Source organism: Brevibacillus sp. Leaf182 (assembly GCF_001423865.2).
Lineage (GTDB): Bacteria > Bacillota > Bacilli > Brevibacillales > Brevibacillaceae > Brevibacillus > Brevibacillus brevis_C.
The window spans coordinates 193,446-216,865 of the sequence record NZ_LMPN02000031.1; the positions used below are offsets into that span (position 1 = coordinate 193,446).

Annotated in this window: 26 protein-coding genes; 21 read left to right on the top strand and 5 right to left on the bottom strand. The window is 48.4% G+C overall.

Going from position 1 to position 23,420, the window contains the following annotated elements:
* Positions 1 to 142: 142 nt before the first annotated feature.
* From rlmN to ASG16_RS22425, 6 genes are all read left to right on the top strand, one after another.
* Positions 143 to 1,213: a dual-specificity RNA methyltransferase RlmN gene (gene rlmN / locus ASG16_RS22400; RefSeq protein WP_056486269.1), complete on the top strand. Its 1,071-nt coding sequence runs from the start codon at positions 143 to 145 to the stop codon at positions 1,211 to 1,213.
* Positions 1,214 to 1,217: 4 nt separating this feature from the next.
* Positions 1,218 to 1,973 carry a Stp1/IreP family PP2C-type Ser/Thr phosphatase gene (locus ASG16_RS22405; RefSeq protein WP_056486272.1) on the top strand — a complete coding sequence of 252 codons (756 nt, stop codon included), beginning with the start codon at positions 1,218 to 1,220 and terminating at the stop codon, positions 1,971 to 1,973.
* A 5-nt stretch (positions 1,974 to 1,978) separates the two neighbouring features.
* Complete coding sequence (gene pknB, locus ASG16_RS22410; protein ID WP_048033652.1) at positions 1,979 to 3,961, top strand: Stk1 family PASTA domain-containing Ser/Thr kinase; 1,983 nt, start codon at positions 1,979 to 1,981, stop codon at positions 3,959 to 3,961.
* 18 nt (positions 3,962 to 3,979) lie between these two features.
* Positions 3,980 to 4,870, top strand: coding sequence for a ribosome small subunit-dependent GTPase A (gene rsgA / locus ASG16_RS22415; protein WP_048033651.1), 891 nt, complete (start codon positions 3,980 to 3,982; stop codon positions 4,868 to 4,870).
* Positions 4,864 to 5,514, top strand: a complete 651-nt coding sequence (rpe, locus tag ASG16_RS22420; RefSeq protein ID WP_048033650.1) for a ribulose-phosphate 3-epimerase — start codon at positions 4,864 to 4,866, stop codon at positions 5,512 to 5,514. Before rsgA ends, rpe begins: the two co-directional genes overlap by 7 nt.
* A 383-nt stretch (positions 5,515 to 5,897) precedes the next feature.
* Positions 5,898 to 6,362, top strand: a complete 465-nt coding sequence (locus tag ASG16_RS22425; RefSeq protein WP_056486275.1) for a protease complex subunit PrcB family protein — start codon at positions 5,898 to 5,900, stop codon at positions 6,360 to 6,362.
* 81 nt (positions 6,363 to 6,443) lie between these two features.
* Here ASG16_RS22425 and ASG16_RS22430 read toward each other — a convergent pair whose 3' ends face one another.
* Positions 6,444 to 6,866, bottom strand: coding sequence for an RDD family protein (locus tag ASG16_RS22430; protein ID WP_056486276.1), 423 nt, complete (start codon positions 6,864 to 6,866; stop codon positions 6,444 to 6,446).
* A 127-nt stretch (positions 6,867 to 6,993) separates the two neighbouring features.
* Positions 6,994 to 8,127: a M20 family metallopeptidase gene (locus ASG16_RS22435; RefSeq protein WP_056486278.1), complete on the bottom strand. Its 1,134-nt coding sequence runs from the start codon at positions 8,125 to 8,127 to the stop codon at positions 6,994 to 6,996.
* A 243-nt stretch (positions 8,128 to 8,370) separates the two neighbouring features.
* On the opposite strand from ASG16_RS22435, the gene ASG16_RS22440 reads away from it, so the two are divergent.
* From ASG16_RS22440 to spoVM, 6 genes are all read left to right on the top strand, one after another.
* A complete protein-coding gene (locus tag ASG16_RS22440) occupies positions 8,371 to 9,177 on the top strand; it encodes a transporter substrate-binding domain-containing protein (protein ID WP_056486280.1) in 807 nt (268 codons plus the stop codon).
* 53 nt (positions 9,178 to 9,230) lie between these two features.
* Positions 9,231 to 9,890, top strand: a complete 660-nt coding sequence (locus ASG16_RS22445; protein ID WP_048035888.1) for an amino acid ABC transporter permease — start codon at positions 9,231 to 9,233, stop codon at positions 9,888 to 9,890.
* The gene (locus ASG16_RS22450; protein WP_056486282.1) at positions 9,883 to 10,605 is read left to right on the top strand and encodes an amino acid ABC transporter ATP-binding protein; all 723 of its coding nucleotides are present in this window, start codon (positions 9,883 to 9,885) and stop codon (positions 10,603 to 10,605) included. The genes ASG16_RS22445 and ASG16_RS22450 overlap by 8 nt, the downstream gene beginning before the upstream one ends.
* Before the next feature lie 126 nt (positions 10,606 to 10,731).
* Positions 10,732 to 11,292, top strand: coding sequence for an energy-coupled thiamine transporter ThiT (thiT, locus tag ASG16_RS22455; protein WP_056486284.1), 561 nt, complete (start codon positions 10,732 to 10,734; stop codon positions 11,290 to 11,292).
* 191 nt (positions 11,293 to 11,483) lie between these two features.
* Positions 11,484 to 11,657, top strand: a complete 174-nt coding sequence (locus tag ASG16_RS31010; RefSeq protein WP_007728365.1) for a hypothetical protein — start codon at positions 11,484 to 11,486, stop codon at positions 11,655 to 11,657.
* Positions 11,658 to 11,680: 23 nt separating this feature from the next.
* Positions 11,681 to 11,764, top strand: coding sequence for a stage V sporulation protein SpoVM (gene spoVM, locus ASG16_RS22460; protein ID WP_005831022.1), 84 nt, complete (start codon positions 11,681 to 11,683; stop codon positions 11,762 to 11,764).
* A 98-nt stretch (positions 11,765 to 11,862) separates the two neighbouring features.
* On the opposite strand, the gene rpmB is transcribed toward spoVM, so the two are convergent.
* Entirely contained in the window at positions 11,863 to 12,051 is a 189-nt protein-coding gene (gene rpmB / locus ASG16_RS22465; RefSeq protein WP_005831020.1) for a 50S ribosomal protein L28, read from the bottom strand.
* A gap of 248 nt (positions 12,052 to 12,299) precedes the next feature.
* On the opposite strand from rpmB, the gene ASG16_RS22470 reads away from it, so the two are divergent.
* The 8 genes from ASG16_RS22470 (at position 12,300) to ASG16_RS22505 (ending at position 21,442) form a co-directional block, all read left to right on the top strand.
* Positions 12,300 to 12,665 carry an Asp23/Gls24 family envelope stress response protein gene (locus ASG16_RS22470; RefSeq protein WP_007728362.1) on the top strand — a complete coding sequence of 122 codons (366 nt, stop codon included), beginning with the start codon at positions 12,300 to 12,302 and terminating at the stop codon, positions 12,663 to 12,665.
* 13 nt (positions 12,666 to 12,678) lie between these two features.
* The gene (gene fakA, locus ASG16_RS22475; RefSeq protein ID WP_056486287.1) at positions 12,679 to 14,385 is read left to right on the top strand and encodes a fatty acid kinase ATP-binding subunit FakA; all 1,707 of its coding nucleotides are present in this window, start codon (positions 12,679 to 12,681) and stop codon (positions 14,383 to 14,385) included.
* A 47-nt stretch (positions 14,386 to 14,432) separates the two neighbouring features.
* Positions 14,433 to 15,290 carry a fatty acid kinase binding subunit FakB gene (fakB, locus tag ASG16_RS22480; RefSeq protein ID WP_056486290.1) on the top strand — a complete coding sequence of 286 codons (858 nt, stop codon included), beginning with the start codon at positions 14,433 to 14,435 and terminating at the stop codon, positions 15,288 to 15,290.
* A gap of 107 nt (positions 15,291 to 15,397) precedes the next feature.
* A complete protein-coding gene (locus ASG16_RS22485) occupies positions 15,398 to 15,889 on the top strand; it encodes a hypothetical protein (protein WP_056486293.1) in 492 nt (163 codons plus the stop codon).
* A gap of 249 nt (positions 15,890 to 16,138) precedes the next feature.
* Positions 16,139 to 16,804: an L-serine ammonia-lyase, iron-sulfur-dependent subunit beta gene (gene sdaAB, locus ASG16_RS22490; protein ID WP_056486296.1), complete on the top strand. Its 666-nt coding sequence runs from the start codon at positions 16,139 to 16,141 to the stop codon at positions 16,802 to 16,804.
* Positions 16,805 to 16,842: 38 nt separating this feature from the next.
* Entirely contained in the window at positions 16,843 to 17,727 is an 885-nt protein-coding gene (sdaAA, locus tag ASG16_RS22495) for an L-serine ammonia-lyase, iron-sulfur-dependent, subunit alpha (protein WP_007728344.1), read from the top strand.
* 1 nt (position 17,728) lies between these two features.
* Entirely contained in the window at positions 17,729 to 19,783 is a 2,055-nt protein-coding gene (gene recG, locus ASG16_RS22500) for an ATP-dependent DNA helicase RecG (RefSeq protein ID WP_056486298.1), read from the top strand.
* A gap of 159 nt (positions 19,784 to 19,942) precedes the next feature.
* Positions 19,943 to 21,442 (top strand): hypothetical protein, encoded by a 1,500-nt coding sequence (locus ASG16_RS22505; RefSeq protein WP_056486300.1) that lies wholly within the window; start codon positions 19,943 to 19,945, stop codon positions 21,440 to 21,442.
* On the opposite strand, the gene ASG16_RS22510 is transcribed toward ASG16_RS22505, so the two are convergent.
* Complete coding sequence (locus ASG16_RS22510; RefSeq protein ID WP_056486303.1) at positions 21,439 to 21,924, bottom strand: GNAT family N-acetyltransferase; 486 nt, start codon at positions 21,922 to 21,924, stop codon at positions 21,439 to 21,441. The genes ASG16_RS22505 and ASG16_RS22510 overlap by 4 nt on opposite strands.
* A gap of 20 nt (positions 21,925 to 21,944) precedes the next feature.
* On the bottom strand, positions 21,945 to 22,307 hold the full coding sequence (locus ASG16_RS22515) for a VOC family protein (RefSeq protein WP_056486306.1): 363 nt from the start codon (positions 22,305 to 22,307) through the stop codon (positions 21,945 to 21,947).
* A gap of 121 nt (positions 22,308 to 22,428) precedes the next feature.
* On the opposite strand from ASG16_RS22515, the gene ASG16_RS22520 reads away from it, so the two are divergent.
* A complete protein-coding gene (locus ASG16_RS22520) occupies positions 22,429 to 23,298 on the top strand; it encodes an AraC family transcriptional regulator (protein ID WP_056486309.1) in 870 nt (289 codons plus the stop codon).
* Positions 23,299 to 23,420: the final 122 nt, after the last annotated feature.

Genomic DNA, 23,420 nt, shown 5'->3' on the forward strand with positions numbered 1-23,420 from the left:
CGAGCGCGCGTATTGGTTTACACTAGGAAAAGCGACGCATTTATGAATATGGATGTCAAAACCGTTTGAAGCGAGACGCCCCACGAGGTACAATGATAGAATGGATTTAGGCAAGCAATGATTTTGAGGATGTGGAGATAGAATGCCATTAACGACATTTACTGGCGCAAAGCCGCTTATTTACAGTTTGACACAAGATGAAATGAAGGAATGGCTGGTTAGTGCCGGCGACAAAGCATTTCGTGCGCAACAAATTTTTGACTGGCTATATGTAAAGCGCGTCACTTCTTTTGACGAGATGAGCAATTTGTCCAAGGAGCTGCGCGAAAAGCTGTCTGATACGTTCCGCATGGAGCCACTCAAGGAAATCACGCATCAGGAGTCGCAGGATGGAACGATCAAGTTTTTGTTCCAGCTTGTCGATGGACATGCGATTGAGACAGTAATTATGCGTCATAACTACGGAAACAGCATTTGTGTTACGACACAGGTGGGCTGCCGTATCGGATGTACGTTTTGTGCCTCTACATTAGGTGGACTAAAACGTAACCTAGATGCAGGTGAAATCGTCTCTCAAGTATTGACGGCACAACGCAGATTGGATGCGGAAGGTGAGCGTGTCAGTCACGTTGTCGTCATGGGGATCGGGGAGCCTTTCGAGAACTTCGAGAGCTTGATGGCGTTCTTGTCCGTAATCAACGATAACCGTGGTTTGAATATCGGTGCTCGTCACATTACGGTTTCCACCAGTGGAATTGTGCCGAAGATTTATGAGTTTGCTGAACGTGGCGGACAAGTGAACCTGGCGATTTCCCTGCACGCTCCAAACACAGAGCTGAGAAGCCAGTTGATGCCGATTAACCGCGGCTTCCCGCTCGCTAAGCTGATGGAAGCATGCCACCATTACATTAACAAGACAGGGCGCCGCATCAGTTTTGAGTACGGTCTATTCGGTGGGAAAAACGATCAGCCCGAACATGCAGAGGAGCTGGCCGAACTTATTGGCGACATGCTTTGCCACGTGAATCTGATCCCGGTGAACTACGTACCGGAGCGTGATTATGTGCGCACGCCACGCAATGAGATTTTTCAGTTCAAACGCATTTTAGAGGAAAAAGGAATCAATGTGACCATCAGACGTGAGCAAGGCAGTGATATTGCTGCTGCTTGCGGACAATTGAGGGCACAGCACGCTAAAGAAACCGTGGGGTGATGCCATGGAAATCGCGATGAAATCCCATGTTGGCCGCGTTCGTCAGGTTAACGAGGACTATTATGCCTGTGTGACCGATTTAAACGGACGCGTGCTCGCCATTGTAGCAGATGGTATGGGTGGCCATCAGGCTGGTGATATTGCCAGTCGCCTTGCTGTTGAGCGAATAGTAAAAGAACTGCGTCACCTAGATGGGGACCTCGAAGCAGAGGATGTGCGTGAGCAATTGATGAACGCTATCCTGCTAGCGAATAAAGAAGTCTATGAATATGCGGTTGAACATCCGGAGTGCAGTGGCATGGGCACAACCGTGGTTGCGGCCTTGTTCGATCAATCTACTGTGATTACCGCGCATATTGGAGACAGCCGTCTGTATTTTTACAACCAAGACGGACTGGTCATGAAAACGGAAGACCATTCCCTTGTCAATGAGCTGTTGAAAAGTGGACAGATTACAGCCGAGGAGGCGTCTGTCCATCCTCATCGCAACGTCATTATGCGTTCGCTTGGGACTGAACCGGATGTGCTTATTGATCTTGGGCAGTTTGAATGGTCAGAGGGTGATATCGTCTTGATTTGCTCTGATGGACTGAGCAACAAGGTCAGTCATCCTTCCTTAGAAGAAAGCTTGCAGAAACAGATATCGTTACAAGCGAAGGTGGACGGTTTGGTGCAGGAAGCACTGGATGCCGGTGGGGAAGATAACATAACGCTGGTTGCCGTACGAAATACGCTTGATGCCGGTCAGGAAGAGGGGTGAGAGAGATGGAAGGTCAACGACTGGGAGGACGATACCAAATAGAATCCCGCGTCGGTGGGGGCGGTATGGCCATTGTATACAAGGCCAAAGATTTAATTTTGAATCGTCCAGTGGCAGTCAAAGTGCTGCGTTCACAGTTTGGTACGGACGAAGATTTCGTCAATCGTTTCCGACGTGAAGCGCAGGCGGTGGCGAGCTTATCTCACCCCAATGTGGTTGGGGTGTATGATGTCGGTCAGGAAGGCGATACCCATTACATGGTGATGGAGTACATAGAAGGCTATACGTTGAAAGAGGTCATTATTCAACGTGGTGCACTGCCGGTAGAAGAGGCAGTGCGGATCGCCGAGCAAATTTGCGATGCACTCGATCATGCGCATCAAAACCAGATCATTCATCGAGATATCAAGCCGCATAACATTATGATTGGAAAAAATGGTCGGGTGAAGGTTACGGACTTCGGGATTGCGCGAGCCGTTACTTCAGCTACGATTACGCATACGAATGCGATGCTTGGCTCTGTCCATTATTTTTCGCCAGAGCAGGCGCGCGGTGGGATTACCGGGGAAAAATCCGATATTTACTCGCTGGGGATCGTCTTGTACGAAATGGTGACGGGTGAACTGCCGTTTTCCGGTGATTCGCCTATATCAGTGGCGCTTAAGCATTTGCAGGAGCCGCTTCCAGAGCCGCGCCAAGTCAATCCGGCTATTCCACAGAGTGTGGAAAATGTCATTTTGAAGGCGCTGGTAAAGGACCCGTTTCTCAGATACGCATCCGCGAGTGAAATGCTAGAAGATTTGGAGACCTGCCTGTTCCCTGAGCGATTAAACGAAGAAAAGCTGACGTTCCCGGTGGATGAAGAGATGACGCGTGTGGTGCCAATCATCACACCTGACATGCTCAAAGACCATACCAATGGCAAAACCGGAGGAGCGGGGCGTGGTCGCTATGAGCAGCGTACGGAAGAAGAGGACGCCAAACCAGCCAAGAAACAATGGTGGGTCAAAGCCCTATTATGGGTAGGCGGTATCGGACTGTTTTTCGTACTGGCATTCTTCGGATTTAACTTACTGTTGAATCTGTTTCCTTCCGTTCCAGAGGCACAGGTACCTCATGTAGAAGGGATCGAAGTGACACTTGCTGAGAAAAAGATTCAGGATGCCAAACTTGTTGCCCGTATCGTCGAAGAAGCCAATGATACGATAGAAAAGGGAATGGTGATACGCCAGGACCCTGCACCTCCCATGCGGTTAAAGGAAAATTCCGTTGTGACCTTGTATGTAAGCAAAGGGCAACAAGAGATCAATATGCCAAATCTGGTTACGTTGCCGCGAGCAACAGCAGAGGAAGCATTGAAAAGCAATGGTTTTAAACTGGAGAATGTCACTTTCGTAGAGGAAGCGGACGACAAGGCCGAGGTAGGAACGGTTATCAAGCAGTCTCCAGCCGCAAATGAAAAGGTGTTCCCGACCAAAACAAATGTGACGGTCACGATTAGTAAAGGAAAAGCCTTTGTGAAAATGCCGGATGTCCGGAATAAATCAGTAGAGGCTGCACAAGTAGAATTGTTCAAAAAAGGGCTGTCTGTCGGTGAAATCAAGGAAGTGCCTACTTATACCACGGACAAACCAGGCATTGTTCTGAGCACTCACCCATACGATCCGGGAATGGATGTGCAACAGGGAGTTTCGGTTCCGCTTGAGGTCAGCAATGGCCAATTCCCGCAGGACGCCAAGACCGGGAATTCGCCTGTCTATGTAGATGTGATGCCGGGTGATACGTTGGAAGTGCAAATTGAAGTAACGGATGCCAGCGGTACGAAGGTTGTACTGACTGAGACTGTTTCTGAAAGCAAAGAATACAATGTGCCATACGTAGTATCGCCTCAAAAAGATGCGTTGATCAGGCTGTTGGTCAAAGGGCCGAACATGAACAACTTTATGGAGGCACAAAAGTATTCGATTTCCTATAGCAGCTTGCCATAGTGTAGTGGAGGGACATGAATGCCAGAAGGACGGATTGTGAAAGCGCTGAGCGGTTTCTATTATGTAGCCGACGAAGGGCGAATCTACAGTTGCCGTGCACGAGGGCTCTTCAAGAAAAAAGATGCAAAAGTAAATCCGCTGGTTGGGGATTGGGTCGTCTACGACGCGATCAATGAGGAAGAAGGCTATATCATGGAGGTGGGCGAACGGACGAATGAGTTGGTTCGTCCGCCCATTTCCAATGTGGATCAGGCGGTACTTGTCTTTTCGATGTACAAGCCGATGTTCAGTCCGTTGCTGTTGGACAAGTTCCTGACGCACACGGAGCATGCAGGGATTGATTCTGTGATTGTGCTATCCAAAGCCGATCAAGTGTCGGAAGAAGAGGTAGCCGAAATCGTGGAGAAATATGAAGCGGTCGGGTACCGCGTGATTCCGACCTCAACAGCGGATGAACGCGGTGTGGAGGACGTGCGTGAGATTTTGCGGGACCGCATATCCGTTTTTGCAGGTCAGTCAGGTGTAGGCAAATCCTCTCTGATCAACATGCTGTTTCCGGGTGTCAGTCTGCAAACAGGAGATGTCAGCCAAAAGCTCGGACGAGGAAAGCATACAACACGTCATGTCGAGCTGATTCCGCTTGCGGGCGGCGGCTATGTGGCAGATACACCGGGCTTCAGCTCACTGGAATTCATCGATTTCTCCGAGCTTGATCTGGCGGAATCCTTCCGGGACTTTGCCGATCGCAGCTCGGAATGCAAATTCCGTGGCTGTCTTCACGTAAGCGAGCCAGCTTGTGCCGTGCAGGCCGCACTGGAGGCTGGTGAGATTAGTGAACAGCGCTATGAACACTACAAACAATTCCGCGAAGAGCTAAAAGAATACCAACGGAGGAACAAACCATGGTAAAAATCGCACCTTCTATCCTATCTGCTGATTTTGCCCGTCTGGGTGAGGAAATTCTCGATGTCGAGAAGGGAGGAGCAGACTGGATTCACGTGGATGTGATGGATGGACACTTCGTTCCAAACATTACAATCGGTCCTCTGATTGTAGAGGCGATTCGCCCAGTGACCAAGCTGCCTCTCGATGTACACTTGATGATTGAGGAACCAGATCGCTACATTCCGCAATTCGCGAAAAGTGGAGCAGACTGGATTACGGTTCATCAGGAAGCATGCCGTCATCTTCATCGCACGCTGTACTTGATCAAGGAGCAAGGTGTAAAAGCGGGAGTGGTATTGAACCCGGCTACACCGATTTCCACGATCGAGCCAGTCCTCGCTGATTTGGATATGGTTCTCCTCATGACAGTGAACCCTGGTTTTGGTGGACAAAAATTCATTCACAGCGTTCTGCCAAAGGTTGCCCAGTTGCGTCAAATGCTGAACGAGCGTGGCTTGGGGCATGTGGAAATCGAAATCGATGGCGGTGTCAATGCTCAAACAGCACGTTTGTGCGAGGAAGCAGGAGCGACTGTCCTCGTTGCAGGAAGCGCGGTATTCAATCAGGCAGATCGCGGCCAAGCGATCGCTGCGATTCGCGGACAGTAAGAATAATACGTAGCTGTAAGCTGACGACGATAATTAATCGGCGTCAGCTTTTTTTGCTATCTCCTATTTGCGCTGTTTCCAATCATCTGAATATTTTAATTAATTATATGATAAATCAATTAATAATAAAAATAAAAGTATAATTATAGTTCAAACTACAAATAGAATAAAATTGATTTATTCTTACTATTATAAGGATTATCAGCAAAAATCGGTAAAGGTTAATGAACAAAAATAAAACATTTTGGAAAATATTGCTTTTTAATAAATATAATGATTAAATCAAATTATCCAGATGGTGGTAAAAATTTCCTATCTGAGAGATACTGGCCAGTATCAAGAAAGGTTTTACGCCCTCTAAAAAAATCAGGAGTTGATCATGTATGAAATCGTTATGGAAAAACAGTGTAGCGGTTCTCACCATTCTCTCCATTCTGCCATTTTCACAAACTGCCGTGCACGCTGAACAAAAACATTCGGGGCCGAGCACGACTTCTCAAGTAGACGTGCAAACGAAAAAATTGTCTATCGTAAAAGAAGGTACATTGACAGCGGCTGAACGTGCATTCGTAGGAAAAGTAAAATCGAAGAAGGGTGTACATCGTCAAGGCGACCTGTATGTGGTCTCTCGTGGTGAAATGCCTACCTCTGGCTATAGCTTGAAGGTTGTTGGAACTCAGCAAGGATGGGAAATGCTCACGGTCTATGTAGAGTTGACAAATCCTGCTCCAGAAGAGATTACATTGCCAGCGGTGCACACACCTTATATCATAGTGCGTGCAAGCCTGCCGCCATACACAACAATGGTGTTTATGGATGCAAAAACAGATCAGGTGTTGTTCCGATAAACGGCTTGATGGATAAAAATGAAAAAAGGCCGGATGATTATATCCGGTCTTTTTTAGTCTGGATATGCTGTTTTGGAAAAATTAAGGTTGATTCGATGTTACATACGTACCGGCGATCAAATCATGGATCGAGCGTTTATCCTGACGAACAGCAACCATGATGGCGCTGACGATTATACCAAGACCGAGTGTAATGACGTACACGATCCCTCCGACCAGGTTGCGTAACAGCATGGTTCCGATTCCCACGGACTCTCCATCGATTCGGGCGATGCGAATACCTGCAATTCTTTTGCCTACTGTATAACCATGCCAAAATACAGGTACGAGGAGGCTGTACAGTGAGGAGATGATATTGGTAACAAGATTGTCTTCGGTAGTGCCTGTAATGATATAGGTGAGCAGTAGTAGCGGTAGTCCGATGATGATTGCATCTAGCAGACCGGCACCGAGCCGACGCCAAAATCCTACGGGATTGCTTGGCGATGTGGTGATTGATTCCATGTTTTCCCTCTCCTTGTTATTCGAATAGGAATATATATGACTGCCTATTCGAAAATAGTGCAGATAAGGCTCCGTCGTTAATAGACGGAGCCTTAATTTTCCATAAAATTATACACCTGTAAATTTATTATGACAAGGTTAAAAACATCCGAAGCATTACGGCAATCCTGCCAGGAATGGCGTCAATGACGATATGCTCGTGGGAAGCGTGGGCTCCATCACCAACAGGTCCCAAACCGTCAAGCGTAGGTGTTCCTGCATCAGCGGCGAAGTTTCCATCGCTTGTTCCGCCGACACCTTGCTCCGTCAATTCAAAACCTTCCAAACGAGCTTGTTCCTGTGCATGCAAGAACAGTTGCTCGGTACCCGCCGTTCGTTCCATGGGGGGCTTGGTGATCCCGCCTTCTAGGGACAGCTTGGCTTCGGGATGGACAGGGGTCAACTGACTCATCAATTGGGTAATACGCTCCCTTTCCTCGCGGCTTTGGATGCGCACATCGATTTCTGTCATGGCAAAGTCAGGTACGACGTTCGATGCACTTCCGCCTGTAATGGTACCGACAGACAAGGTTGTGCCCGCTTCATAATTCGTAAATGATTGAATAGCGAGGACGTGGTGAGCCAGCTCGGCGATCGCATTGATCCCCTTGGCGTGATCATTGCCTGCATGCGCAGCGCGGCCTGTTACTTTTAGTATGAAGTCTCCGCCGCCTTTACGGCTTGTTTTCAAAGAGCCATCTCCAGCGGCAGGCTCCAGCACCAATGCATATTTACTTCTTTTTGCTTCCTCTCTAATGAGCATTTCCGAAGAAACACTGCCAATCTCTTCGTCGGTGTTCCAAAAAAAGACGAGCTTATTTTTGGGCGAAAGATTATGTTCCATCATGGCGCGCAGGGCAAAATAGCTAAAAACGATCCCTGCTTTCATGTCGTATGTACCAGGCCCATAGAGTCGTCCATCTTCCTCGCGACAAGGCTCAACGGCTAATGTTCCAATGTCTTTTACAGTATCGAAGTGACCGAGAATGAGGATCTGCTCGTCGCCATCTCCATACTCCATTCGAAGCTGATTTCCGTATTGCTCTTGTGGCAAGCTCTCCACCCGACACCCCAATTGGCGAAAGCGCTCAGCAATCAGGCTGCCCAATCGATCAACAGCTTGCTTGTTGTGGGTGGGTGTTTCCATTTCTACATATGTACGCAGTTCCTCGATAATTTCTGGGAGCTGCTGCCGAAAATAGGACGTCCAGTTTTTCTCCATGTCAGCCTCCTGTAATTCCTTTTACTAGCACTATAAAGCCTTGCTTGCTTTTCTGCCACTAAAATAAAAAATTGTGCATAAAATTCTGTATATTCCGTATTTAAAATGTAGGTAAAAAATGATTGAAATTGTTCAGATTATGAGTAAAATAATCATTGTGATGCATAAATATAAGTTTTCATGCAAATTAATGCTACGAATAGACTGCTTTATGCGTAAAATTCATAACAACGGGGGTTCATCATGAAGAAAACAAAATCATTTATTTCTTTGGCTCTTACTTCCATGCTTGCGGCAGTCGTGATCGCTGGATGCGGTACAGGCAATCAAACGGCAACAGGACAAGCACCTGCGCCTTCTGCTGGCGACAAGAAAACATTGGTCATGGCTACTTCTGCTGACTATAAGCCGTATGAATATCACGACCTGAGCAGCGGAAAGGATGAGATTGTCGGCTTTGACATTGATATCGCGAAATACATTGCAAAAGAGCTTGGCTACGAACTGCAAATTAATGACATGAACTTTGACGGACTTATTCCCGCACTGCAAACGAATCGCGCGGACTTCGTTATGGCTGGTATGACAGCAACACCTGAGCGTGAGAAGAACGCTGATTTCTCCACCATCTATTACGATGCGAAAAATACGATCGTAGCAAAGAAAGACAGCAATCTGACCAAACCTGAGCAATTGGCGGGTAAAAAAGTGGCGGTACAGCTCGGTTCTATTCAGGAAGGGGCAGCAAAGGAGCTTGCAAAGACTATTTCCGGCTTGCAGATCACTTCGCTGAACAAGCTGCCTGAGATTGTCGAAGAAGTAAAAGCAGGCCGTGTAGATGCTGCTATTATCGAGGACACGGTAGCGAAAGGCTTCGTGGCAAACAATGACTCCCTGCAATTCACTACAATGGAAGAAAATGAAAAGAATGGTTCCGCTGTTGCGTTCCCAAAAGGATCGCCGCACGTAGAGAAATTTAATGAAGTCATTAAAAAGATGCAAGAAAACGGAGAAATGGACAAGCTGATTCAAAAATGGTTCGGTCAATAATCTCTCCAGGCAACGAAGAATAACTGTATAAGCAGCAAGAGGGGAGAATGGGCATGAATTTGGATTTTGCACAAATCGTGCCCTATATTCCTTTCATATTGGAAGGGATAAAGGGCACGTTACTTGTTACCTTAATTTCGGTTGTATTGGGATTTTTCTGGGGCTCCATCCTCGCACTCATTAAAATTTCGAATGTAAAATTGCTGAATTGGCTCGCGGTTGCATACACGTCTGTTTTTCGCGGGACACCTTTGATTTTGCAGCTAACCTTTGTTTATTTTGCAACGCCACAGCTTACTGGTTACAACATTTCACAACTGGAAGCAGCTGTACTGACGTTTACACTAAACTCAGGTGCATATATTTCTGAGACGATTCGCGGTGGAATTTTGGCGGTGGATAAAGGGCAGTGGGAAGCGGCCAAAGCGCTTGGTGTACCTTATCATCGGATGATGCTCGACATTATTTTGCCGCAGGCTGTCAAAAATATCTTGCCTGCTCTTGTCAATGAAACGATTGCACTTTTGAAGGAATCCGCCCTCGTTTCCACGATTGGTCTTGCAGACATCATGCAGAACGCGAATGTGGTCAAAGGCACCATCTTCCGCTATTTTGAGCCATACATGATCGCCGGTATCCTGTACTATGTCATGGTTATGATCCTGACTTGGGTAGCTCGCGTACTGGAACGGAGGATGAGACTCAGTGATTAAGATCGGTAACATTACGAAGTCATTTGGACAACTGAATGTGTTGAAGGGCATCACGACGAACATCGGTAAAGGGGAGGTTGTCGCCATCATCGGTCCATCTGGATCGGGGAAGTCAACGTTATTGCGTTGCATCAACCTGATGGAGACGCCGACGACGGGTACAATTACGATCAACGGACAGGAAATCACGGCTCCAAAGGCTGACGTGATGGGCATCCGTCAGCAAATTGGGATGGTTTTCCAGCATTTTCACTTGTTTCCGCATATGACGGTATTGAAAAACTTGACCTATGCCCCCATGAAAGTAAAAGGCATGTCTGCGGCTGAAGCGGAACAAAAGGCAAGAGAGCTATTGACGCGCGTAGGGCTGGCAGACAAAGCGGATGTCTTTCCATCACGCTTGTCAGGTGGTCAGAAGCAGCGTGTAGCCATTGCCCGTTCGCTTGTGATGGAGCCAAAAATCATGCTGTTTGACGAGCCGACCTCTGCCCTCGACCCAGAGATGGTCAAGGAGGTTTTGGAGGTTATGAAGGGGCTGGCTGATAGCGGAATGACCATGGCAATCGTCACGCATGAAATGCGCTTTGCCGAAGAGGTGTCAGACCGTATTTTGTTCCTCGATGATGGTCGTCTCTTGGAAGATACGCCACCAGAAGAGTTTTTCCAAAAGCCAAGAAGTGAACGTGCCCAGCAGTTTTTGGAGAAGGTTCGGTAATACAACTAGCCGCAGTGCCGATGAGGCAGCGGCTTTTTTCTTTGACACGCGCATAGACTTGGGCTAGAATCAGAAACATTATCAGTGTAAAAAATTTTATTTATTCTATTTTGAGGAGTGACTATTTTGGATCGTCAACGGTTGGTCATTTTGTTGGAAATGGCGATGATGGCGGCTCTTGCAATTGTGTTTAGTCAGATCAAGGTTTTCGATATGCCACAGGGCGGCTCTGTATCGCTGGTGATGGTGCCAATCGCGTTGATCGCTGTTCGCCGTGGACTCGCTGCTGGTGTCATTACCGGACTTGTTGTTGGATTTCTTCAATTGCTCTTGGGCAGTACAGTTGTCCATCCGGTTCAGTTGTTGCTGGATTATCCGCTTGCTTTTGGTGTGCTGGGTCTCGCTGGGCTTGTTCGCCTGTCTGGCTATGAAGGAACGAAGCAACGAATCATCGTACTGTGGAGCGGCTTGTTTATCGGCGTGATTGGACGATTTGTCTGCCATTTTCTATCGGGTGTTATTTGGTTTGGCAGCTACGCGCCAGAAGGTGTACCAGTCTGGCAATATTCCCTCATTTATAACATCACGTACTTGCTGCCAGAAATGATTATCGCGGGAGTCGTCTTGACAGTTGTGCTTAGTAGCGCATCGCAGTTGCTGTTCCCCGCACGCGATCGAGTCGCATAAGAAACAGGAAAAAATCGGTATCAAGTACAAACTATCCACATAATGTAATCAGGCAGCGAGTTCCGTTGCCTGATTTTTTACTTCTTAAGACATCTACTTTTTTCATGTGGCAGGATACATGTTTATCCGACAGCAGAATATGATGTAATATGCACGTTTTTGAGAACACCTAAAGGAGGTGCTTACGCGAAATGGGATTGCGCTCCTATCGCCTGCGACAGGGGGGCGCCTTGCGACGTGTTCTCGGGGTTGCGTTGGCTGTCGGGGGAATCACCATTTTCCTGTATTGGGCACCTCCGTGGGTTTGGTATAGCCTATTGGCATTAGCACTCATAGGGGCCGGCGTGTATTTGTATCGTGTGTAGTAATTTCGGTGAGGAGGGGTAGCATGCGGTTTTACACCATCAAGTTGCCGAAGTTCCTGGGTGGCATGATTCGGGGCATCATCGAGGCGTTCAACAAGAAAAAGTGAAGCTTCGGCCCCGAGCCTCCTTTGGGAGAAGAGTGGAGATCCGGGAGAAATGCAAAAAAGCACCTCGAGGGTGCTTTTTTTCGCATAGTTGAGATCAACTATACGCGAGTTACGAGACCGGATTTCAGTGCTCGAGTACTTACATAAACGCGCTTCGGTTTTCCATTTACGAGAATGCGCACTTTTTGTACGTTGACACCCCAGGTGCGGCGAGTTGCGCGCATGGAGTGGGAGCGAGCGTTTCCAGCTTTAGCAGATTTACCTGTTACAAAGCAACGACGTGCCATTACGATCCACCTCCCTTGTTACATCTAAACGGGATTTCCTTTGTGGGAAATACAAATACTCGACTATATTAGCACAACATTGCTGTCAATTGCAATACTTGACAAGATGATTTACCCAGTCTTTCTCATAGGGTTGATAGGATCGACAAAACGCTTCATTTCTCTTTTGTGTTAGTGTAGAATTGTAAGGAAGCATGGTTACGCTTACCTATGACGGTCAAGCTGTTTAACAGAGGAGGAGTCCTTGCATGACAGTGGAAATGAATACATCGCTAGGAAAGATCGATGTTACAGAAGACGTGATCGCACGGATCGCTGGCGGCGCGGCCATGGAAGTTTTTGGACTTGTGGGCATGGCTTCTCGCAAAGCGTTGAAAGATGGAATCGCTGAACTGTTAGGAAGAGACAACCTGAGCAAAGGTGTCGTCGTTCATAACACAAATGGCGAAGTAGTATTGGACATGCACATTATCGTCAGCTATGGCGTGAAAATTTCCGAGGTGGCAGGCAACGTACAACGCCGTGTTCGATATACCTTGGAGCAAACGGTAGGCATTGATGTGACTGCTGTTAATATTTTTGTGCAGGGAGTTCGTACAGACAGGGATATGTAAGGAGGAACATCAGTTGGTACATACGCGTCTAGATGGCGTGCTGTTTAGCCGGATGGTTTACCTGGGGGCGAACCTTTTATCCGACAACGTCAGAGTAGTGGATGGATTAAACGTCTTTCCTGTGCCGGATGGCGATACGGGGACAAACATGAATTTGACTTTCTCTTCCGGTGTGGAGGAGCTGACTCGAAAAGAATCCCCCCGAATCACTGAATCGGCAGCTGCTTTGGCAAAAGGTCTGTTAATGGGCGCGCGCGGTAACTCCGGCGTGATTTTGTCCCAGTTATTCCGCGGCTTCAGCAAATCAGTCAATGGAAAAGATGAGGTTAACGCCCGTCAGTTTGCCGATGCCTTGAAAGCTGGTGTTGACTCTGCGTATCAGGCAGTGATGAAGCCGGTAGAAGGCACGATTTTGACTGTTGCCCGTGAAGCGGCGGAGATGGCTGTGCGTGCAGCGCGCACGTCAGATGATATTATCTCTGTCATGGAAAAAACATACGAACAGGCGCAAGCTACGCTGTTGCGTACGCCGGAAATGCTGCCTGTTCTAAAAGAAGTGGGCGTAGTCGACTCAGGTGGACAAGGTCTCTTGTTTATTTATGAAGGGTTTTTGCGAGCATTGCGCGGGGAAGAGCTATCCGCCGATCGTGAGCGTTCGATACCTAAAATGGGTCAGGAAGAGCTGGACAAGCTCATTTCTGAACAGCATCATGCACAAATCCACATGAAAACAGAAGACATCACGTACGGGTACTGTACGGAATTTATGGTTCATGTCGCGCATAGCACTGAGCCGAACAAAAAGCCGTTTTCAGAAGCGCTGTTCCGCAGCCATCTGGATACGATGGGCGATTCACTACTGGTCGTCTCTGATGATGAAGTCATCAAGGTACATATTCATGCAGAGCATCCGGGAAGCGTACTGCAATACGCTCAGCAATTCGGCAGCCTGCATCGACTGAAGATAGAAAACATGCGCGAGCAGCATGCGAACATTCTAAAAGCGGAAGAAAGCAAAGGACAGGTGAAGCCAGAAACCACTGCTCAACCTGCTACAGAACTGCTTCCATACGGATTGATCGCGGTAGCTACTGGTGGGGGAATCGCTACGATTCTGCGCAGCATGGGTGTGCATGTAGTAGTAGAGGGTGGCCAAACGATGAACCCGAGCACAGAGGACTTCATGAAGGCCATCGAAGGGCTGAATGCCCAGCACATCATCATCCTGCCAAACAACAGCAATATCATCATGGCAGCACAGCAGGCATCCGAGCTTGCTGAAGTTCCTGTATCTGTCGTACCGACGAAGAGCATTCCGCAGGGATTGGCAGCACTGGTCAGCTTCCGTGCAGATGTTGAACCGGAAGCGAACGCCCAAGCGATGACCAAGGCGATTGCTCAGGTGAAAACAGGTATGGTGACGCACGCGGTTCGCGACACGCAAATGGGTGAGGTACAAATCAAAGAAGGCGATTATATCGGCATGGCTGAGAAAGAAATCGTCACAGCAGGTCCCGACTTGCTAGCTTGCGCAACGACGCTGCTCGTGGGAATGGTGGATGAAGACTCCGAAATCGTGACGATATTCTTAGGAGAAGATGCGACGGAAGATCAGGCTCATGCTTTAGAAAAAGCTTTGTCCGATGCATACCCGGATGTGGAAGTTGAGATCCAGGCAGGCGGTCAACCGTTGTATCCATTTATTTTTTCTGTCGAGTAAAAGCCAACTTTTTAAGTACGAACAAATAGGGAGAGGAGCGATCGAGAATGCCAATTGTGATTCTTACCGACAGCGCGTCCGATATCGATGCGTCTGTGAGGCAGTCATTGGGGATCGTGGCCGTCCCGTTGAAAATCATGTTTGGGGCGGAAACGTATGTGGACGCAGTCACTATCTCGTCTTCAGAGTTTTTCGAGAAGCTGAAGCAATCGAGCGTGATGCCGACAACCTCGCAGCCGTCTCCGCTTGAATTTGCCGAAGCGTACAAAGCGATCTATGAGAAATATGGCAAGGACGTGCAAATCATTGCCATACTCTTATCGGGTTCCTTATCGGGTACGTATCAATCAGCGATGATCGCCAAGTCGATGTTGGATGAACATATCGACATTACGGTGATCGATTCCCGCAAAGCTTCGTTTGTTCATGGAATGATCTGCGTGGAGGCTGCAAAAGCCGCACAAGCAGGCAAGAACAAGGAGCAGATTCTGGATCAGATTGATCGTTATTTGGATGAGGTGCAGGTTTACTTTATTGTGGATACGCTGGAGTTCCTGCAAAAAGGCGGTCGGATCGGCAAAGCATCTGCTGTTATCGGTTCGCTCTTGAATATCAAGCCGATTTTGACACTGGATACCGCTGGGTACGTGTCTGCTTTTGACAAGGTACGAGGGACGAAGAAGGCTCTGAATCGCGTATTTGAAGCTTTGCAGGAATACGCGCAAGGGAACCCGGTGAAAATCGCTGTGCTGCACAGCAGTGTTCCAGATCAAGCGGCTGAGCTCTTGGAGCGACTCAAGCAAGAGTTTACGGTAACGGACTCTTGGTTGGAACAGATTGGTCCCGTGATCGGTACACATACAGGTCCAGGGCTACTTGGGATTGTCATGGTAAAAGATAAGTAAGGCATATGTGGTATGGAGAGGAGCTTCCCTGAGGACAGGGGGCTTCTTTTTTATATAGAGGTTCTGTTAAAACTATTTAAAAGTCATGAAAAATAAGGGGGGTTTTGGTGAATAAGGATGATTTCCTTATTGAGTTGGAGGATATTGTGTATGACTCTCTATTTATTGGCGGTCATAAAGATGATTTGAACAAAGAAATTTCTGCTAATAGGTGGTCTATTTCTTTAAGTATGCAGTTAGCTAGTCAGTTAACAGTTTCTGATTTCATGAACTTTTTCCATAAAGTAATAGAGGATAGACAGCAGCAAATTTTAAAATCAAATAGTGATCATGGAATGCTGTTATATGTTTGGTTCGATTGGCAGGCTTCGCAACTAAGGTTTAATCTTATATCTCAGATTCATGAAAGACTCCCTTTTAACGGAAAGATTGAAATCCTTGATGAGCTTGAAACAATCATTAACGAGTTTATTCACTTTCCTTATCATGATGGAATTCCAATAGGAGAAACAGCAAACGAAGGGAATGATGTTCAAGCCGATTTCGACCGAGAACTAGATCCCGTAAAGGTATTCCTAATTTCTCTTCCCAAGAAATAAAATGAAATTCATGAAGTTCGCACGCATACATGCTAGTTGTGGGACTCAGAAGATTACCGGCTTGACTATCCTTGAAGACCTCTTCTTCTCAGAGGGAGTTTTTTCATTTAGCCGGATTTGACCGCATGTTGTCTGCGTAAATCGGTTATGATTGCTTTACGTACAGTTTCCTCTGTAGCGCTTTCACAGGCTGTAGGATACAATGAGAGTGAATCTTGTTGAACCCCTTGTGATTCAGGAGGAGAACCGGTGAAGTACAAAAGCGTATTTGATATTATCGGTCCAATCATGGTTGGGCCATCTAGCTCCCATACGGCTGGTGCAGCTCGTATCGGTCGTGTGGCTCGCAAGCTGTTTGGCAGAATGCCTTTGCGAGCAGAAATTGTTTTTTACGGCTCATTTGCAAAAACGTATCAAGGACATGGCTCTGATGTGGCGACTGTTGCAGGAATCCTTGACTTTGACACGTCAGATTTGCGTCTGAAAAATTCGCTGGTGATTGCAGAAAAAGCGGGCATGGAAGTGGAGCTGACTACTTCTGAGGTTTTGACAGAGCACCCGAACACGGCGCGGATCAAGCTGTCTGATGATGAGCGTCAGATTGAAATCGTTGGTGTTTCCATTGGTGGCGGGAAGATCGAAGTGTTGGAAGTGAACGGGTTTTCCTTTCAGTTGGGCTTCGATACACCGACACTCTTGGTCTTGCATGAGGATCGCTTTGGGATGATTGCGGCTGTGGCAAAGGTACTGACTCAGCACAACATTAATGTGGGGCTCATGGAAGTGTCTCGACATACACGCGGTTCGCGTGCTTTGATGGCAATTGAAACGGATTCGACGATCTCGCCGGAAGTGCTGGAGGAAATTCGTCAAATCCCCCATATCTTTGACGTATCCCTGCTCGCATTGAACTAAGCAAAAGGACGAGCAGGATTAGAGGAGTGAACAACCAGATGTTTCGTAATGTGGCTGAACTAGTAGAGTTGGCCGAATCCCAGGGGAAGAAAATCTCCGAGGTGATGATTGAAGCAGAAATGGAAGTTTCCCAGCGCAGTCGGGATGCCATTATGCAAGATATGTACGCCAACCTCGATGTGATGGAAAAAGCAGTGCGTCGCGGACTTACTGAAGATATTCGCTCGCATAGCGGATTGACGGGCGGCGATGCGAAGAAGCTGCAAACATATATGGAGACCAAGACGTTTTTGTCTGGTCCCACCCTTTTGAATGCCGTCTCGATGTCCGTGGCGGTTAACGAAGTAAACGCAGCAATGGGTACCATTGTCGCAACGCCGACAGCAGGAGCATGTGGTATTGTACCAGGGACGCTGTTTGCCGTATCTGACAAGCTGCAGCCGACCCGTGAGGAAATGGTCAATTATTTGTTTACGGCAGGCGCTATCGGGTATTGCATTGCCAATAACGCATTCATTTCGGGTGCTGCCGGTGGTTGCCAGGCAGAGGTGGGCTCTGCAACGGCCATGGCTGCTGCGGCGATTGTAGAAATGGCTGGCGGTACGCCTGAGGAATCTGCCCAAGCAGTGGCGATCGCGTTGAAAAATATGCTCGGTCTGGTCTGTGACCCCGTAGCCGGACTGGTTGAAGTACCATGTGTCAAACGAAATGCGATGGGAGCAGCGATTGCGACGGTAGCTGCAGATATGGCTATGGCAGGCATCAAGAGCGTAATCCCGACAGATGAAGTCATCGAGGCCATGTACCGAATCGGCTGCGCCATGCCGACTACGCTGAAGGAAACCGCACAGGGTGGTCTTGCTGCCACGCAAACGGGCCGCATGATCGAAGCCAAAGTGTTCGGTGTACGGATGGAGAAGTAAGATGGCTGGTGCATATCAATCGCCCGTCTCCCTTTTGCACGGGGTAGGGGAAGAGCGGGCGAAGGCATTTGCAGGACTGGGAATCAACACCATTGGTGATTTGCTGGAGTATTTCCCGTCTCGCTATGAAGATTACCGTGTGCGCGATTTGACAGAAGTAAAAGACGGAGAGAGGGTCACGCTGGCAGGTACGGTGTACGGCGAACCCTCTGTTCGTTTTTATGGAAAAAGAAAATCACGACTGTCGGTCAAGGTTGTCATGGATCGTGTCGTGGTGACGGCTGTCTGGTTCAATCAGACGTTTGTCAAAAGCAGGCTGTCGCCCGGCAAGGAAATACTCGTCACAGGAAAATGGGACAAGCACAAGCTACAGATTACTGTGAGCGAAATGACAGAAGTAGACTCCGAACGTGCGACAAAACGAGGCGAGCTCGCCCCTGTCTATCCACTTGGCGGCGATGTGACGCATACACTGCTGCGCAAAACCATTCAACAGGCGTTGCGTCAGTACGGCAAGGAGATTCCTGAGATCCTTCCTGCGGATATCGTGGAACGCTACCGACTGATGCCGCGAATGCATGCCTTTCATTCGATTCATTTTCCGGAAAATGCAGAAGATGGTCGTCAAGCGCGGCGACGGATTATGTTCGAGGAGCTTTTCTTATTCCAATTGAAAATGCAAACACTGCGCAAGATTAATCGGCAGCAAACGGAAGGCGTTGCTTTGGCGATCCCGATGGAAGAGGTACGGGAATTTGTCAAAGGGTTGCCGTTCCCGCTGACAGATGCGCAGAAACGAGTGGTAAAAGAAATATTGGACGACATGCGGGCTCCTCATGCGATGAATCGGCTGCTGCAAGGGGACGTAGGCTCGGGGAAAACCGTTGTCGCTGCCATCGCGCTGATTGCTGCGGTGAAAGCAGGCTATCAGGGAGCGTTGATGGTACCGACGGAGATTCTCGCCGAACAGCATGTGCAGTCGTTGACGAAGCTCCTGTCCGATTACGGCATTCAGGTCGCGCTCTTGTCAGGCTCCCTGACGGCGAAACGTAGACGCGAAGTCATCGGTTCTCTGCAAATGGGATTAATTGATGTCGTGGTCGGTACCCATGCACTCATTCAAGAGGATGTCTTTTTCTCCCGGCTTGGTCTCGTGATTACGGACGAGCAGCACCGATTCGGTGTGGAGCAGCGGCGAATTTTACGGAATAAAGGCTTGTCGCCTGATGTCTTGTTTATGACTGCAACGCCAATTCCGAGAACACTGGCTATTACGGCATTTGGCGACATGGACGTCTCGACGATTGATCAAATGCCTGCGGGGCGCAAACCAATTGAGACGACATGGAAAAAGCATGATCAGTTTCCGGCTGTGTTGGAGCAAATGCGGGATGAGCTGCGCAAAGGACGGCAGGCCTACGTGATTTGCCCGCTCATTGAGGAGTCGGAAAAGCTCGATGTGCAAAATGCGATTGATGTACATGCTCAGCTCACACACATTTTCCCTGAATTCGGCGTAGGCTTGATGCATGGGCGATTGCCAGCGAAGGAAAAGGATGCAGTCATGCAAGCCTTTCTTGCGGCAGAGCACGCTGTTCTGGTCAGTACAACGGTCGTAGAGGTCGGTGTGAATGTGCCGAATGCCACCTATATGGTCATTTATGATGCGGAGCGGTTTGGCCTTGCTCAGCTTCACCAATTGCGTGGGCGGGTAGGTCGTGGCTCTGAACAGTCGTATTGTGTGTTGATCGCCGATCCGAAATCCGAGATCGGAAAAGAGCGGATGCGTGTCATGTGCGAGACGACGGATGGATTTGAGCTGTCGCAGCGCGATTTAGAATTGCGCGGACCGGGTGATTTTTTCGGGACAAAGCAAAGCGGCTTGCCGGAGTTTAAAGTCGCTGATCTATTAAGTGATTACAAAGCGCTGGAGGTAGCGAGACAGGAGACTGTCAAGCTGGTAGCAGAGGACTCCTTCTGGCGCGACGAAAAGTATCACTGGCTGCGTGACTATTTGAAGAATGAGGGCGTGCTGGAAGGTGTCGTCTTCGATTAGGAAATGAAGGAAGGCCTTCCCACTTCAAGCGTGAGGGGAGGCTTTTTCTTTTGTGAGGTGAAACTTTAAGCAGGCTATCGACGTCTATCCTCTGTAAGGTAAATTTTTCTAGGAAGCGAGGCGAGTTTTTTGTCTTTGCGAAAAATTCGAGGAATGAGTATGTCCATTGTGTTCGCATTGCTTATCATGACAGGATCCGACTTCGCGCAAGCAACTTCCACGGACAGTCGGATTGCTCAGACTGGCCCATCCCATACGACCAGCCAAACAACAAAGGAATGGAAGCAAAAGGAACTGCCTTACGACTACGCGGCGATGAAAGAAGACGTGGTCATTCAGCTAAACGATGCTCCACAGCTCCGCTCTCCTCGAAGAACAGTCGTGGGACCTGCACCACAGGCGTACACCCTCTTTTTTAAGGAAGCCGTGAATCGTGGAACCGTCGAAGCAGCTATTCGCAAAAATGCCCAGGAAGAGACCAAAAAAGAGGACTTGGGATTCGTGGAGCCGATTTTTACGTTTCACTGGGTGCACGACCGTCAACTGCAATTGCTGGCTACCCTTCCTGATACGCTTGCCAAAGACAGAAGCTGGACGGAATATGTTGTAAACGTAGCAGGAGCGAAGACGGTAAAGGGAACCGTGTTTGACGATACGAATGATTTCGCGGCGGTGGTGTTTGCTCCAGCTCAGATTTGGCGAGTCTCAGTCGATGGCAAGGTAAAAGAAAAAATGACGGACTTTGCCGTCAGGACTCCCATGGAGTTTATCGATCCTGAGGAACGGTATGTACTGCTGGAGCGATTTACAGAATATTGTGAGTGCGATGCCCGTTTCCCCATGCTGTATTCGATTTATGACACACAGTCAAAAGAGCTGACTGCTTATCCAGTGGAGCTGACTGACAACTATAGCGGTTCAGGCGACTTCATGGCAGATCGACGCGGCTTCTTTTTCGCGTATCCACCGAAAGGGACAGAAGTACCGAAAAGCGAGTTTGCTACTCGTGTCAAGGTAGATGGATACGTACATGGAGCCAGCTTTAGCCATGATCGCAAGCATGTATTGATGGCAGTAGGCAAGACCGAACAGAAAAAGGATCTCGATCTGGTCGTGTATGATTTGGCGACGGGAAAAGAACGGCGCCTCCCAGGTGTCATCAAAGGATGGGTTCCAACAGATGAAATGAATGGGCAAGTCCAGCCCGTCAGTTTTATGGATGATGGACGTTACGCGACGTTTGAAATGAGAACAGAGGAAGAAAGCTTTGAAGAGCTTCGTCAACGCTACGATTGGCAGTCAGGCAAGGTGATTAGCTGGAATCCACCGGTTCCCAAAGAAGCGTGGTCTGGCTATATCCAGTCGACGGATGGCGCCTATCAAATGTATTGGAATGCAGGGGTGTTTAAGGGCGACGTCAAACTGATGGAAATGAAGCCAGAAGCGATATGGATTCCAGGCACTCACCATTTGGTTTATATCGATTGGGAAAAAGCTGAACAAGGAGCGGAGTCCGTGTCGTCGCTCTTCCTGTTCGATGCCGATCGTAAGCAACAATCTGTGCTGGTCAAAGGACTGCCAGCAAGTGTTTCGATTTTGGGAGCTAGCAACGACGGCAAATGGCTGTACGTCACGACTCCGGACGCATTTGCCCCCTAGGCGTCATATTCCGTTGCCAGCATCGATAAAATGATCAAGGATTCGTAAGTATCGCCAGCTTTTAGGCAATCGCGCAAGGTGCCCTCTATGTGAAACCCTTCGGATAAGTAAAGGCTGCGGGCGCGGTCGTTCGTTTCTTTTACATCCAGCCAGAGTCGATGGGCTTTTTGCTCGATGAATGCCCACTGCTTGATCTGGCGCAGGATGTTGCGACCGTAACCTTCCCCCTTCACTGCGATTGTAATACGCATAAGCTCAATACTTTGATGAGGATTGGTCAGCCCGGCGATGATAACGTAGCCGACGGGGTGGCCTGTTTCTTTTTTTTCGGCAATCATATGGAGGATGTCCGGGTCGCCAAGAGCGTTGTGGTGCCGTTCTTCGCTCCATGGAATAATGAACGGGGTATTCTCTGGCGCATTTTCTACTTCGCATACGAATGGAATGTCTGCTGGAGTAGTGGGCCGCAAGTGGATAGTCATGCGTGTATCTCCTCTTTTGTTTAACATTGGCTTACCATGATCAGATTGCCGTCGGGATCGCGGAAGTTGAACCAGTGGCCATGCTGGATAGGAGTGACGACTTCGACTCCGCTCTCCTTGAGAAAAGCATAAGAGGCTTCGATATCCTGTGTGTTGAAATGAAACAAGGGTGCATCATCTGTGATGCGCTTCGGAAAGATTTTGCTATCCAGAACGAGCGTCAGTCCGCTTTGTAAGGGAATGCAGTAGATATGCCCGAACATAATTTCACTGTCTGTGGGAATGCCCAATAGGCGGCAGTACCAGTCGCGTGCGCGCTCGATGTCGCTGACGGCTACAAAAATGGCTCCGATTTGGGGGAGCAGGGGGGAAGTGGTTGTCATTATGATAAAGCTCCTTTCAATGGGTGTTTTTCACAAGGCCGACCCGTCATAATTGTGCACGAAATGTCGGATTGCCCGATTTTGCATCTGCTATTCTGAGGGGGAAAGAGAGGTCATTACCATGGATTTGCTTGCAAAGCTGAATGAGGCTCTGGACTACATCGAAGACAATTTGACAAGCGAGATTGACTACAAAGAAATCGCTCGGGTGGCTTGCTGCTCCGAGTATCACTTCAAAAGGATGTTTTCTTTTCTGGCTGGTGTTCCGCTATCCGAGTATATCCGGCGTCGGCGCATTACGCTTGCAGCTTTTGAGCTGGCGGACAGCAACGAGCGGGTCATTGACATTGCGATCAAATACGGATACGGATCGGCTGACTCCTTTACCAGAGCTTTTCAGAATGTGCATGGAGTCACTCCCACAGAAGCCAGACATATCGGCCATTCCTTGAAGGCTTATCCGCGAATGACCTTTCATCTATCCATTAAAGGAGGCAGTGCCATGAACTACCGCATGGAAGAAAAAGAGGCATTTCGCATAGTGGGTCTGAAAAAAAGAGTTCCGTTGATTTATCGTGGAGTCAATCCAGAGATTGCGGCCATGTGGGCTTCATTAGATAGGGAGATGATTCAGCAACTGAAGTCGCTATCCGATGTCAAGCCACTTGGACTGCTCAGTGCGTCCACGAACTTTTCGGAAGGTCGGCTGGAATATGGCGAGGTTGATCACTTTATCGGGGTGGCCACTACAAAAGAATGTCCAGACAATCTGGCAGTGCTTGAAGTTCCTGCTTTTACCTGGGCCGTATTCGAATCAGTGGGTCCATTCCCCGATACGCTGCAAGACATCTGGGGTCGCATCTATGCTGAATGGTTTGTGTCCTCTGGATATGAGGCGGCTCAGGGCCCAGAAATTTTGTGGAACGAAAATAAAGAGATAGCATCACCGACCTTTCGCAGCGAGATTTGGATTCCTGTGGTGAAAAAGTAACCCTATATTGCATTCGCTCTCGTTTGCGGAACACCTACCAGCGTGTGCATATCCGGGAAGAAATAATTACCAACTTTTTTTGCATAAGACAGGTATAAAAACGAACGTTTGTTCGCTGAAAT